This is a genomic window from Mycoplasma sp. 1654_15 (assembly GCF_012516495.1).
Classification (GTDB): domain Bacteria; phylum Bacillota_I; class Bacilli_A; order Mycoplasmatales; family Metamycoplasmataceae; genus Mesomycoplasma.
This window is the reverse complement of sequence record NZ_CP051214.1, coordinates 865,103-879,505: the sequence shown is the minus strand read 5'-3', so window position 1 is coordinate 879,505 and position 14,403 is coordinate 865,103. Positions and strand designations below refer to the sequence as shown.

Here is a 14,403-nt window from a genome sequence, read left to right as displayed (position 1 = left end):
AAAATATGAAAAAATCAAGAAAAAATACATTTTTTTTACTAAAAACATTAGCTTCTTCAACTATATTTATTTTACCTACAATTTTAATATCATGTACACAAACTGAGGATAAACCAAAACCTCCAACTAAAGATCCAAAATCACCTTCAGATCCAACAAAACCTGGAGCAGGCGCAGGAGCTTCTGATAATACAACGCAACCTCCAGCAACATTTTTTGGTCCTCAAAATCAAAAATTACTTATTACTGCAGATAAATTAAAACAAGTTCCTGTTTCCTTGGCAGAACTAAATGGAAATAGTGACTATTCTAGGTTCACAACTAACGATATTGGGGAAGATTTTTCTCAAATTATAGTTAAACCTCAAAATCAACAAGATGATTCTGCAGTAAATATAGAAGTAATAAATAAAAAATACATTGATAATAATCCAAGCGTTTCTGCAGAACAAGGAAAAATAATTTTAACAATTAAAATAAGTGAAAAAGAAAATCCTTCAAATTCTGTAGAAAGAGATGTTGAAATCTCAGGTTTTAGACCTTATAGAGATAGCGTAATTAACTTAGGTTGAGCTGAGAAATTAATGCCTGATCAAAGTACTTATTATTCAAAAGATAACTATGGTAGATTTGAAGCAGACTCAGAAAAATATTTAAACTTACTTAAACCTCAATTAGCTTCTATAGAGAAGAAAAATCCTTTTGATTTAGCTTCTTGAAGAAGTGATATTACAAGAACAGATTCAGATAAAGAAAAGTATAATCAAACTGCTAAACAACTAAAATTAGATACATATGATGATGCTTTAATTAAAGGTTTTACTATGCCTGTTTATGAAGGTGGACAAGTAAAAGGACTTAAACTCTATGATCCAGCAGAAATTCCAAAAGGTCCTGCTTGATGAGATGTTATTAGTAGAAATGAAAATCAAGTAAATGGATTAGCTAGGTATATTCCGAACCAAAAATATAAAGACATCGCTTTACAAACTTATTCAGTAAAATTTGGACGCCCAGCTAAATTTGAAGAACTAAATTCACCAGAAGAACAACGAGCATATTTTCAAAATCTAGAAAACAAAAACAACAAAGATTATAAACCTACTGAATCTACAGCTAGAGGTACAATGTGAATTTTAGATTATGAACAACCTTCAGATCGAAATCAACAACCAACTAAATGATATTTTGGTACTAACAATCACGTTGTAGAAGAATATAAACATAACGCTACTCAAGTTTCTCTTACAGTTTTAAAACCTGAAATTGGGATAAGAACTAAATTAAGAACAACATTTCGTGCTGATAGACCAGATTCTCAGTACTTAACATTTTCATTTACAAAAAATGATTTAAAAAACCCAGATGAAGTACAAAATAATACTCAAAAAGCAGATTATATTTCACCTGATAATTACGGAATTCCAGGTATTAGAATTGTCTATAGAGCAACAGATTTTTTAAAAACAAAACCTACAGATTATTTAGTAGATAAAGATAAAAACAATCCTCTTTATAAAGACACAGAAGAGTATTTAGATTTTGCGGTTTTAGAAATTGATTTTACAAAATTCAAAGTTCCTGAAAAATTCAACAATTTAAATGAATTCATTAAAACACTAACAAATGATTATTATCATAAACAAGAACAACACATCAAGTTCCTAAAAAAATCCTATTTAACTGATTATTCTAAAATAGATGCCAAACTTTCAAGTGCAGATACAAAACAAACTCCTTCAGATCAAATATTTATTGTTGGTTATCCACAATCTACTGGTGACTTTTTCTTAAAACAATATGAAGATCAAGATGATTTTGATAACAAAAAACTTGGATATTCTCTTTGAATGAACTCAGATGCTAGTTTTTATAATTCTTTATCTAATGATGAAGGTAATCCCAACTCAAACAATGAAAGAGCAAACAGAGGAAATTATTTATCTTTAAACATCGGGTATAGAAGTTTTGGTGATAAACCAGGACTCACCGACGCTTTTATTGCTGCACCTAAAATAGGAAAATCTCTTCATACTTCTACAATAATGTCAAATCCTACCGTTTCAAAACAAGTTAAATTTAAAATTGAAGAACAACAAGCAGACGGATCAAAAAAAGAAGTAGAAAAAGAGTCTACAGTTGAAGATGATAATACTAAAAAATATATAGCTACAGGATTAGAATACATTCCTCGTCATTACGCACCAGTTGGAGGAGCTTCTGGTTCATCTGTTAGAAATCAAAACAATGAATTGATTGGAGTTTTCTTCTCAGCTAATGAAACTGCTAAAACAGGATTGGTTGCAGCTTTTAGATCCGAAGGATTTGATTACAAAGGTCTATATGGAAAATACAATTCACCTCAATATGATTTAATCTACGGTGGTGGTGCTGACCAAAAAACATCATATAGAGAAGCTTTAAAAACTCTTTACGGAGATAGTTTTAAAACTGCTTTATTTCCAAATGGAGTAAAAGATGTTCCACAAGATTTTAAATTTACAAATACAGTACCAACAAAAGCTAAATAACCTTCTAAAAGGAAGAAAAAATGATAAGCATTCACAAGAATAAGTCTCAGTCGAACATAAACGATAAAAAACTTTATGATGATATTGAAATTGTTAAAAACAGAGATAGCAAGATAAATTTAATTTTTAAATTTACAAGTTTAATTTTAATATTTATACTTGTTTTTACTTCGTTGTTGTTATCTCCACAAACTTTTTTTGGAGTAAGCAAAGATTATTTATCCAGTGTTTGACTTTATGACACCGAAATAAACGTTTCTCTAAATTTTCTTAATATTTGAAGGTTTTTGATATTAGGATTTTGTATTTTATTTCCTTTGGTTAAGAATTTTTTCAATATATTTTTCCAAAGAGAATTAATTAAAAAATACTCGTTATTTTTTGGTTTATACATATGTATTAGTTTAATAAGTTTCTTTTTGTTAATTTTCTATAATCCTGTTTATTCAGATATACTAAAAAACAACAATCTTGAAATTAATAATTCTTCTTCAATATTTTTTATTTCTTTATTGTTAGTACCTTTATTTATAATAAATTCATCATATCATTTGTTTTTATTTTACTTTAAAAGAAAAACAGAAACCTTAAGATTTAACAAAATAAGTGTTTTAATTATTAATATTGTTTCACAATTTATATTCCTAATTTTGTTTATAATTTTCACTTATTTTATAACTAAAACAAAAACAAGTCAGCAAGGTTTTGAAGTTTATGTTGCTTCAGAAAATGAAGTCTATTCATATGTTAAAAACCTATTTTTAGGTGATAACACAGCAAATATTTTTGTAATTATTTTTTCCATATTACTTATTACAATTTTATTTTTTGGTTCTAATTTAATAAAAATTTTCTTTATATTTTCAGGTGAATACAACTTTACATATTTTAAAAATCAGATTCAATTACTTTTTACTTTACTAGCAAGTGTATTATTGTGATACTTTATTATTCTAATTCAATTCGGAAACTACAGTGCATTAGATATTAATACTATAAATTATGGTACTTTAATTACTTTTATAATTTTCTTAACTATAATTTTGGCTTTGTATTTATTTTTAAATTTATATCCAAAAATTAAATTACAAGGAAAAAATTATAATTTACTACTTTTTGTAATCTTTCAAATACTTATATTTTCCATTTTCTTATTTTCATCCATTACGGTTTTAAATATTTTAAGTACAAGAATAATTTTCTTTATAAGTTTTATATTTTCTTGAATTATTACTACAGTTTTCCTTTTCAAAAACAAAAGAACTTTTTTAACTTCTATGTTGTTTTTATCAACTCATTTACTTTTAGCTCTTTTATTAATAACATTTCAAGGTTGAGAAATTCTATTAACTTCAGCCAATAATTTTTCTACAGTTGTATTAAGTACAAAAAATAGTTTAACAGTTGTAGAAATCATTTCTATAACTGAAATTAGTTTGTTTTTAGCCCTATTAATTTACTCAATTGTAGATATTGTAAGAGCATTATTTAAAATAAGCATTACCAAGAAAAATATAAATAAAGGAGCAGAACATGAATAAAAATATAAAGGAATATTTCTCTTCTTTTCTTAGTTTTACAAAGAAAAAAGAACAACCAAAATTAACAAAAATTGAAGAAAAAGAATTTCTAGTTTTTGATGATAAAACAAAAATAGAAGTATTTGATTTATACAAAGAATACCAACTAAAAAGAGAAGATAATAACTTTATTTCTTTTAATCAATTGTATTCTTCTGTGTTATTAAAAATTAGTGCAGGTTTTTCTTCAGAAGTTTATAAAAACTTTGAAAAAAAATATCAAAATGCTTTAAAAAAGAAGACAAATCTTGATTTCGCTAATTTTGCAATTTCATTTAATTTAGATCTAAAATACTCACAAAATTTATTAGTTCCTATATTAATTCATAAAGGAAATTCTAATAATTTAGTAGAAAATTTTGTAACTTCGACAAATTTAGTAGAACAAAGATTTTATACTTTTTTAAATAATCAAGTTAATCAATATTTATTAGAAAATAAAATTTTAGAACTTTTACCAGGCTTATTAATTTTTAGATCTTCTAGTTCAAATACAAGTACTTTAAGAACTCTTTTTAGTAAAGACTTTATTTCAATATTAAAAAGGTAAAAATATGCACTTAAAAAAAGTTATACAAAAAAGAGATAATCTAAAGAAAATCCATCTAAAAGTAAATAGTGAAAAAAATATTTTACTTATTTCTATTATCAAATTAAGTAATATTTTGAATTTTTATTTGGATAATGTTCTTTTAAATAAGTTTGCAATAATAAATTTAACTAAAAAGTTTAATATTCAAAACGAATTTGTAACAAAATCAGTTTTATTTAAAAACAAATTTTTAAACAAAATTGAACAAAAACTAATTCCCAACAAAGAACTTTGAATTTATTTAAAAGAAGAACAAAAATATACAACAGATAGTTATTCTAGATACGAAGAAATAATATTAAAAAATTCCAAGAAAACTCAAATTGATTTTATAACTATAGGTGACAAAGCAAATCTTTTTTGTAACAAAAATAATTTATTTGTAATCAAGCATTTTGATATTTCCCAACCTAATTTTTCTACCCATTTAGCTTCAATTGTGAAGCTTTTATACATCAAAGAAAACTATAAGCAAGTACGTTTTGTTATTAATTCTAATAAAAACACAAACGATATTTTTACAATTTTACCTATTGAAAATTTTGATATTGATAAACTATTAAATTACGAACAAAAAACTCCTTTACCTCAACTAGAAAAATATTCTATTATTCCAGATATTGACTCTTTTATAGAAGCACAGATTGAAATTTATTTACAAAATTGTGTTCAATCTTTAATTCATGAATCTTCTTTTTATGCGTCTAAAAATAGTTTAGTAAAAGTAAATAAAATAATTAAAGATTTAGATGAATCCATAACAAAGATTTCTAAAAAAATAATTAAACTTAAAAGAGAAAATGAAATTGAAGAAATAGTTTTATTGACAAAAAATAATTTTACTCATAGCGTGTTCGAAAAAGGAGAGCAATAATGAAGAAAAATGAAGACTTTGGTCTTGAAATTCAATTTTTAAATCATCAAAGTTTTGAAACTCGAAAGGCAAAAATTTTTATTAATATAGACGAATCTGATGACTGATTTCAAGTTAGTTTACATACAATCGGTGCATATAAAAGGATATTAATAAAAGTAAATGATTTAGTTGATAATTCTATAAAATACTTCTTTTTGAAGAATAGTAGCATTTTGATAAAGGAAAAAGAAGTAGTTATTAATTCTTTAAATGAAAAAAGAGTGTTTCAAAATTCTTCTAATAAAAAACTCAATTACAAAAACCAAATTAAAGAACTAAAAAAAGAAATTCTTTATCTTGAATCTATGCAAAAAATAGGTGTTGAAATAAATGATTATATTAAATTAGAAAATTTCAAAGATCAATTATACGTTTACTCATTAAGTGATTTATTAAATTTGAAGGAGATGCAGAGTGAATAAAAAAATAAAAAAAACTTTATCAATTTTTAGTTTATCTTTGATAAGCATAACCCCAACTTTAACAATTTTAAGTGCTGATCCAGAACCTAGTACTCCTCCTGCTCCACAACCACAGCCACCTAAGGTTGTTTCACCTGTTTTTGATACTTTCGATAATATAGCTTCTACTGAATTTAAACAAGCACTTAGAGCAGCTATTTCGTCAACTGTAGATAAATTAAACTCTGAAATCAACAAAATCTCACAAGATCAATCAATTTCTTTTGAAGAAAGATTTAGAAAACTTCATTATTTTGCAAGAATTATTCACTTTTTACAAACAAACACTGATCAAATAATTAGTAATCCTGAACAATTTGGAATCAATGCAGTATTTTTAAAAGCTTTATCTAAAAACAGAAAAAATAATCGTGGTACCATAACTTATGATGGAGAAGATTTTTCAAACATCATTTTCGGAACAAACTCAGAGACAAACTACGATAATTTAGTTGATAAAAAAGAAGACATTAAAATAGAAGAAAATCAACAAGATAATACAGTTTCAAAAGAAGAATTTACTCAAAACGTAGATGATTATAAAAATAATTTATTAAATAAATTTGCTTCATTTTTATACGATTCTGATGAAGATATTCCTCCAATGTCAAAAGAAGATTTAAAAACTTTACAATCTACACAAGACAATGGATTTACACTAAAACCACCAAAAGATTTTACTTCTTGAGACGATTATTTAAAATCTATACTTAAAAAAAGATATACAAAATTTGACCTAGAACAAAATAAAAACCAACAAAAAGAAGAAGAACAACAACCACCACAAGAAAATACTCCTCCTTCTTTAGGCCCAATAGCTCCGCCCGTTAATGGCGAAAGTGAACCAGGTTTACCTCCTAAACCAACTCCAGTTAATCCTTTAGAATTATCAACCAAAGTGCCAGATTTATTGCCTGAAATTAAAAGTCAATTTATTGGTCTACCTTTAGAAGATATACAAAAATCCTTCACAAATGAAGCAAATAGAGAAGGTGTTGAGATTGAAAAAGTATCAGATAAATATTTTTTCTTTAATAATCCAATCAATACAAGACATAGATATATAGTAACTAAATTAGAACGTGGACAAGCAACAGGTGAATTTGTTTTTACAGTCCAATTAAAAGATAATTTACATCCAAATATAACTAGAAACTATACAAAATCTACCAACAATAATGAACAAGCTAACAAAACTGAGAGCACACAAAAACTTTTAGAACAGTACGTTTTATCTGCAAATCAATTATTTAAAAAGTTTTATAACTCAGTAGGTATTGGTGAAAATATGGATTATGATAAACTAAAAAATTCACCAGTATTTCAGAATTCTATATATGTACTTTTGGATATTGCAACTAAAATAATTAATGACGAACAAATTAGTAATAAAGAAAACACATCATTAGAGGTAGATAATAAAGAAGTTAAGTTTTTGGAAAAACAAAATCAAATTTTAGAAAATTATAAAAACACAGATTTCGATTCAGATTCTTCTTTACAAACACCTGTTAATCAACTTTTAAATTATTTGATTAGTGCTTTAAAGAATCAACAAGTCCAATTAAAAAATTCTAATCAAACACCTGTTCATTTGTTTCAGTTGCTTACTTTGGCAAATAAATCTTCCCAAACATCTTTAGGTTTCTATAATGAATTACTTTTTACACAATTTGCTACTAAATCTAAAGAACGTTTTGAAGATATAAAGAAAAAATTTTATTATTATCACCAAAATATTTCTATATTAGAAAATTTATTTATTAAAATTCAAAAAGACGTTTTTATAGCTAATAATTTTGCTTCTCAAAAAACTTTTAACTATATCAATTGATTTAATGGTTTTTCAAATTTATTAGAAAAAATTACTAAAGAATATGATATTTTTACAAAACTAACAACAATCGATAGCAACGCTTCTAAGTATGCAACACCATCTTCTACAGAAGCGCAACTACAAGCGGATGAAAAAACAAATCAAACTGATCAAAATCCTTCAGAAAATAAAGAATCTTCTAATATAAATGATGAAGATCAAGACACAAAAAATTTTAAAACCCAAGTTGAAGATTATTACCAAATAATGAAAGAGGCACAAAAAACAAAATCTCCTTCAATGTACATAATAGGAATTTTAATGTCGCTACTTGGCTTTATTTCTCTTGGTTTTGCTTCATTTTTCAAGTTTTTTAACAAATTTACAAAAAACAAAACTATTTCTAAATCAATGGTGATTCTTATAATTTTTTCAGTAGCCATTTTAGCACTAGGAGTTTTACTTATAGCTTTAGGATTCACAGGAGGATTAATATAAAATGACAAACCCTAAAATTACTGCAATATTTGATTACATCATAGAAGTTTCAGGATTTTATCCTTATAAACAAAGACAATTTTTTACAGTTGTAGACAAACCAAATGTCAAGATGATTTTAATTTCTGCTACAGAAAATAAAGCATTTTTATTAGCTGATAGCACAGATTTAAATAAACTTAAAATCAACGACGAACTAAAAGAACTTGATATCAAAAGTGATGTTGGAAGTTCTTTATCTATGTTTGGAAAAATTATAAATATAGAAGGAAATGCAATTTTTCCAAGAGCAGAAACAATTGTTCAAGACAGAACAGTAAGATCCAAAATTTTTGGTGATGCACATAAATTAATGACTGTTAAAACTTTAAATACTCAACTTTATACCGGAATTATTCCTATTGATCTTCTTATTCCTATCGGAAAAGGGCAAAGAGAGTTAATTATTGGAGATCGCCAAACAGGTAAAACTCATATTGCAATTAACACAATAATAAACGCTGCAAAAACAGGAACTAAGTGTATTTATGTTTCAATTGGACAGAAAAAAGAAGAACTTTCTTGAATTTATGAAACACTAAAAGAACATCAAGCCTTTTCAAACACAATCATTATTGACTCTCCTGCAACAAGCGCATATCAACAATATTTAGCTCCTTATGTGGGTATGGCGCATGCTGAAAATCTCTCTTTTAATCACGATGTTCTAATTATTTTTGATGATCTAACTAAACACGCAAATATTTTTAGAGAAATTGCTTTATTAACAGACAAACCAGTAGGAAAAGAAGCAATGCCAGGGGATATGTTTTTCGCCCATTCTTCTTTATTAGAAAGAGCAGGAAGCTTTGTTAACAAGAAAACCATTACAGCTTTACCTATTATTAAAACAGTTGATGGAGATATTACAGGTTTAATAGCTTCAAATGTTATTTCAATAACTGATGGTCAAATTGTAACAAGTTCAGATTTATTTGCTAGTGGGAAATTACCTGCTATTGACATTGACTTTTCAGTATCAAGAACTGGTTCACAAGTTCAAAGCAGAACTATAACAAAAGTAGCTTCAGAAGTTGGAAAAATCTACAAATCATACAAAAGACATCTTAAGCTTGCAATGCTTGATTATGAACTAAATAAAGAAACATCTAGCTTGTTATATAAAGGAAAAATGGTTGAAAAAATGTTCAATCAAAAAGGTTTTTCTTTATATTCACAAAGCTTTGTGTTGCTGATGTCTAAAATAATTATGTGAGGAATTTTAAGACACGTTAAAGAAGAACAAAAAGCTATGGAGTTTATCGACGCCTTTATCCAAATTAACGATGATGCTAAAAAATCTTTTACACAAATTTTAAATAACGAACCATACGATGATGAACTTGTAAAAGACTTTTTTGGTTTTGCTTTATTAGAGTATTCAAAATTGTTCAACTACAACTGAAAAATTGAAATCAATCATGAATTTGTGCCTTTAAATAAAACACAATTAGAACAAATAGCTAAAAAATTAGGAGATAAATAATGCTTGGAAAGATAACTAAATTTTGAACTGATGTAGTTGAAGTAAAATTTGATAAAGCTGATTTACCTTCATTAAATCAAATCTTAACTTTGCATAATAATACAACATTTTTACTTGTAAAAAGACTTGTAAATGAAACAACAATTAGAGCAATAATTATTTATTTAGCTTCAGAAATAAAGGTAAATGATGTTGTTACTAACACAAAAAGAAGCTTTATGGTACCAGTTGGTAAAAACTCAAAAAACAACATCTATAGCTTTGAAGGTAAGCCTTTATTACCTAACAGAAATGCAAGTTTTCCTTTATATGTTGAAGTAAATTCAACAATAAATAAATCAAGATTTTTTAGTGTGCAAACTGAAATAATTCAAACTGGAATTAAAGCAATTGACTTTTTTATTCCTATTGTTAAAGGATTTAAACTTGGTATTTTTGGTGGTGCCGGTGTTGGAAAAACCGTTTTAATGAAGGAAATAATTTTTAATGTTAACAAAGACAAAAAATCAATTTCTAATATTTTTATTGGATCAGGAGAGCGTTCAAGAGAAGCTATTGAATTATTTAATGAATTAGAGTCTTCAAACTTAATGAAAAATTCAGCAATGTATATTTCAAAAATGAACGAATCACCAGGGGCTAGAATGTCGATTGTTCCAATCGGAGTTACAGCGGCTGAGTATCTAAGAGACTATGAAAAAGAAGACGTTTTACTCTTTATTGACAACATTTACCGTTTTGTTCAAGCCGAAAATGAGGTTTCCGCTTCACTAGGTAAAAACCTTCAGTTGGAGGTTATCAGTCAACACTAGATTCCGATGTTGCTTCAGTTCAAGAAAGACTTTTTAAAAATCAAAACGGTGCAATTACTTCTTTTCAAACAATTTTCTTACCAATGGATGATTTATCAGATCCATCAGCAGTTGCGGTTTTTAATCACCTAGATGGTAAATTAGTTTTATCAAGAGAACAAAGTTCTAAAAATATTTTTCCTACCTTTGATCCTCTAGCTTCTTCTTCAAATTCAGTAAATGAAAAAATTATTGGTAAAAACATTTTAAAGCAATAATTGAAGCTAAAAATCCTTGCAAAATACAAGGAATTAGAAGACGTTATTCTAATTTTAGGATTTGATGAGCTTGATAAAGAAAGCAAAATTATTGTTAAAAAGCTTTACAACTTGAAAACTTTTTCTCACAAAACTTCTTCATGACTGAACACTTTACAAAGGAAAAAGGAGTTTTTGTTCCTTTAGAAGAAACAGTAGATTCGGTAATCAGAATCATTAACGGTGAGTATATAAATCAGAGTCCTGAAATTTTCTCTTATGTTGGTTCTAATTTAAAAATTACTACTGACGCAGAATTAGGGTTAAACAAAAAAGAGTAGAAGCTATCTACTCTTTTTGATTATCTGAACACTCAATAACACTTCAAAATTGTCCGAAAAACTCAGTATGAATAAGTCCTTGAAGTTTCTTAAGTTTGCCAACATCTAACTCATCGCCTATAAATTGAATATTAAAAAAGTTAGTATAACAAAAATTCATTCATGAAAGATTCGCGACATTATAAGATTGATATAATGTATTTGCAATAACATCTGCTAATTGGAGCTTTTCTTCAGTTTTTGAATCTAAACTTTTAATAAAAATATCAGGTGTATAACTAAGAGTGCGTGGTTTTTTCACTTCACCAGTTAAATAATTTGTTTTTTGAAGTTCTAATCCTCCCAAAATTTTTGATTTTAATGTTTCTTTTCAATTATCTTCTTTTTCCACTTCTTTATTTTGACCTAAATATAGATGTATTTGTATAGGTTCCTGAATTATTTTTTTTGATATTAATTTTGCAATAACAGCATTTATCAAATAACTTATCATAAAAAATTTAAAATAATTTTTACCGTTTGAGCTAACAAATTGCTTATATAAAATTTTAAGAAAAGCAATAACACCTATTGCATTTTTAAAAGTAATTAACTCTTTTTTTATTTTTAAATGCAATGCTCTACCTTTTATTTCTTTTCCTTTTTGCTTTGTTTTTATTCAAGTTTTGTTTGAAGTAGCTTTATTTAAAATGTCTTTGCAATTTTCTTCACTCAAACAATAAAAACCTCCATAAATAAATACATTTTCTTGAGATTCCTTATCATACAGCTCAATTGTAGAAGATTCATCCAAATAAATAAATATTTTTTCTGTTTCTTTTTTCATGTCTAAATTAGAACAAAAAAAACAAGCAAAAGTAATAAAAAACTCCTTCAAAACAAAGGAGCCCAGATAAGTTGGCGCACTTAATATTACGCTTAAAACCCACATAGGAATCAGTAAATATCTGTTATGCAATAATTTTAACAAAATATTGATTTTTAACAACTATTTTATAGCTTTTGATTTTAAAAAGTCTTCAAATGTATACAAATTAAATAACTTATATTTTTCAAAAAAAACCTTTTAATTTTTCTTTCTGTGTTTTTAAGCCCTTTCCATCTGCTATTCAAATAAATTCAAAATTATTTTTATGACTTTCTGTAGCTAAAATTTTAAATCTTTCAATTTCAGAGTTAAACTTTGAACCTGTAGAATTAAAAAAGTTTGTTTCTACTAAAAATTCTTTCTTTTTTATAGTAAATTTAAAATCAAATACTTTATTGAGCAGATCCCCTTTTCTATTTTTCTAAGAAAAGGGGATCTGCTCAGAACTTTTTACTATATTTTTACATATTTTTAAAAAAATATTTTTTGATTTGAATTGACAAAATTCTCTTTTTTTTAAATAAAATTTTTTAATTTTTTATTATAATTCATAAAAATTATGAAAACATTTAAGAGCACATTGGATATTCTAAATCAAGACAGGAAAAATAATTTTTTGGTTTTTATAATCAAAACAATTTATATGGTATGTTTAAATTTGCATATTTTTTCTTACTCTTATATTATAGATTTTATTAATTACCAAAACAAATCTGATAATTCAAATTTTATTTTATGAATTTTAATCACTTGTTTTTCCTTTGTTTTCTTTGTTGTTTTTAAATTACTTTATACTTTTCAAAGCAATAAAACAACTTTTATTATTTATCAAAAAAATACTGATAGAGTTTCTAAAATTATTATACAAAAACCATATCAAGAATTAGTCAAAAATAAAGAAACATATATGTCTTATTACAATTTAAATTTAATGTTTGCTAATTCATTAACAAGCACCATTTATTTATATTTATTCCCTGGAATAATTTCAATAATTTTCCCCACTATATTTATGTTTTCGTTAAATGTACAATCTTGAATTTTAATATTACATTGTGTAGTTGGTTCTATTATTAGTGGATTTTTATTATTCAAGTATTCCCCGCTACTTCATAAAATACAAGGCAAAATCCAACTACTTTTACAAGAATATACCAGCAAAGAAATTAAGTTATTTGGTTTAATTAATTTATTTTATTTTTTCAACAAAAGAAATATTTTTACAAAATATTTAAAATCTCAATTGTTACAAAAATATACACAAGAATATGATTTATTTAAATCATTTCAATTTAAATCATTTTTACTAAACGTTGTTTTTTCTTTTTTTGTTTACAGTAATTTCATAACTTTAGGTGTACTTACATATAATAAAACTTTTGATATTTCACAATTTATTTCGCTATTTATGTTAAACATGTCCTTATTATCTGGTGTGGCAAGTTTATATTCTTTTTTATTAACTGAAAAAGCTTTAAATCCATATATAAATGTTATTTTTGAAAAAACAAATGATGATAATTCTAAAAAAATTACTTTAAAAGAAAATATTTTTAAAATTGATTTTAAGAATCTTAGCTTTAGTTATAACCAAGAAACTCCTATTTTTTCAAATTTAAATCTTACTTTTGAAAAAAACCAAAAATATGCAATAATTTCTCCTTCAGGAAAAGGAAAGTCTTTATTTTTGAAGCTAATTTCAGGTTTATTATCTAATTACGAAGGAGAAATTTTAATAAATAATTCTATTGAATATAAAAACGTAAATCCTAAAGAAATAAGTAAAAATATAGCTTTAGTTACAAACGAAAATGTGATTTTTGAAGATTCTTTGCTTAATAACATAACTTTATGAGACACCAAGCCAGATTTAGATAGAGTAAATTTTTTATTAAACAAGTATAAAATAAATCAATTTTCAAAAATAGATGCAAATATTAGTCCAGCCAATTTATCGGAAGGTGAAAAACAAAAAGTTAATTTAGCTAGATTAGAGTACAAAAATTTAAATATTTGATGCTTAGATGAAGCGCTTGATAACATTTTTAAAGAAGATGCAATAGAAATTTATAAAGACATACTCTCTAGACCTGATAAAACAATTTTTGTTGCAAGTCACCATATTTCTGAAGAAATAAAACCATTGTTTGATCAGATAATAGAAATATAAGGAAAATATGAAATATTCAATAAAACATAATTTTTTTATTTTTTGAAATTGACTATA

12 protein-coding genes and 1 pseudogene are annotated in these 14,403 nt (G+C 25.4%); 11 read left to right on the top strand and 2 right to left on the bottom strand.

Features of this window, described 5'->3' with window-relative positions; all coding sequences use genetic code 4:
- Window positions 1–5: 5 nt before the first annotated feature.
- From mip to HF996_RS04175, 10 genes and pseudogenes are all read left to right on the top strand, one after another.
- Window positions 6–2,531: an Ig-specific serine endopeptidase MIP gene (gene mip, locus HF996_RS03745; protein ID WP_168910693.1), complete on the top strand. Its 2,526-nt coding sequence runs from the start codon at window positions 6–8 to the stop codon at window positions 2,529–2,531.
- Window positions 2,532–2,551: 20 nt separating this feature from the next.
- Window positions 2,552–4,072, top strand: coding sequence for an MSC_0624 family F1-like ATPase-associated membrane protein (locus tag HF996_RS03740; RefSeq protein ID WP_168910692.1), 1,521 nt, complete (start codon window positions 2,552–2,554; stop codon window positions 4,070–4,072).
- The gene (locus HF996_RS03735; RefSeq protein WP_168910691.1) at window positions 4,065–4,661 is read left to right on the top strand and encodes an MSC_0623 family F1-like ATPase-associated protein; all 597 of its coding nucleotides are present in this window, start codon (window positions 4,065–4,067) and stop codon (window positions 4,659–4,661) included. Before HF996_RS03740 ends, HF996_RS03735 begins: the two co-directional genes overlap by 8 nt.
- Before the next feature lie 4 nt (window positions 4,662–4,665).
- On the top strand, window positions 4,666–5,577 hold the full coding sequence (locus HF996_RS03730) for an MSC_0622 family F1-like ATPase gamma subunit (RefSeq protein WP_168910690.1): 912 nt from the start codon (window positions 4,666–4,668) through the stop codon (window positions 5,575–5,577).
- Window positions 5,577–6,041: an MSC_0621 family F1-like ATPase epsilon subunit gene (locus HF996_RS03725; RefSeq protein ID WP_168910689.1), complete on the top strand. Its 465-nt coding sequence runs from the start codon at window positions 5,577–5,579 to the stop codon at window positions 6,039–6,041. The genes HF996_RS03730 and HF996_RS03725 overlap by 1 nt, the downstream gene beginning before the upstream one ends.
- Window positions 6,034–8,394, top strand: a complete 2,361-nt coding sequence (locus HF996_RS03720) for an MSC_0620 family F1-like ATPase-associated subunit (protein ID WP_168910688.1) — start codon at window positions 6,034–6,036, stop codon at window positions 8,392–8,394. The genes HF996_RS03725 and HF996_RS03720 overlap by 8 nt, the downstream gene beginning before the upstream one ends.
- A gap of 1 nt (window position 8,395) precedes the next feature.
- Window positions 8,396–9,919 carry an MSC_0619 family F1-like ATPase alpha subunit gene (locus HF996_RS03715; protein WP_168910687.1) on the top strand — a complete coding sequence of 508 codons (1,524 nt, stop codon included), beginning with the start codon at window positions 8,396–8,398 and terminating at the stop codon, window positions 9,917–9,919.
- On the top strand, window positions 9,919–10,731 hold the full coding sequence (locus tag HF996_RS04185) for a hypothetical protein (RefSeq protein ID WP_334199180.1): 813 nt from the start codon (window positions 9,919–9,921) through the stop codon (window positions 10,729–10,731). The genes HF996_RS03715 and HF996_RS04185 overlap by 1 nt, the downstream gene beginning before the upstream one ends.
- 29 nt (window positions 10,732–10,760) lie before the next feature.
- A pseudogene (locus tag HF996_RS04180) lies at window positions 10,761–10,988 on the top strand (MSC_0618 family F1-like ATPase beta subunit); the annotation flags it as partial.
- A gap of 140 nt (window positions 10,989–11,128) precedes the next feature.
- On the top strand, window positions 11,129–11,308 hold the full coding sequence (locus HF996_RS04175; RefSeq protein WP_334199179.1) for a hypothetical protein: 180 nt from the start codon (window positions 11,129–11,131) through the stop codon (window positions 11,306–11,308).
- A 7-nt stretch (window positions 11,309–11,315) separates the two neighbouring features.
- Here the strand turns inward: HF996_RS04175 and HF996_RS03705 are convergent, their stop codons facing one another.
- Window positions 11,316–12,134: a DUF3800 domain-containing protein gene (locus HF996_RS03705; protein ID WP_168910686.1), complete on the bottom strand. Its 819-nt coding sequence runs from the start codon at window positions 12,132–12,134 to the stop codon at window positions 11,316–11,318.
- 217 nt (window positions 12,135–12,351) lie between these two features.
- Complete coding sequence (locus HF996_RS04205; protein ID WP_442929192.1) at window positions 12,352–12,579, bottom strand: DpnII family type II restriction endonuclease; 228 nt, start codon at window positions 12,577–12,579, stop codon at window positions 12,352–12,354.
- 240 nt (window positions 12,580–12,819) lie between these two features.
- Between HF996_RS04205 and HF996_RS03695 the strand changes: the two genes are divergently transcribed.
- Complete coding sequence (locus tag HF996_RS03695) at window positions 12,820–14,346, top strand: ATP-binding cassette domain-containing protein (RefSeq protein WP_254427712.1); 1,527 nt, start codon at window positions 12,820–12,822, stop codon at window positions 14,344–14,346.
- Window positions 14,347–14,403: the final 57 nt, after the last annotated feature.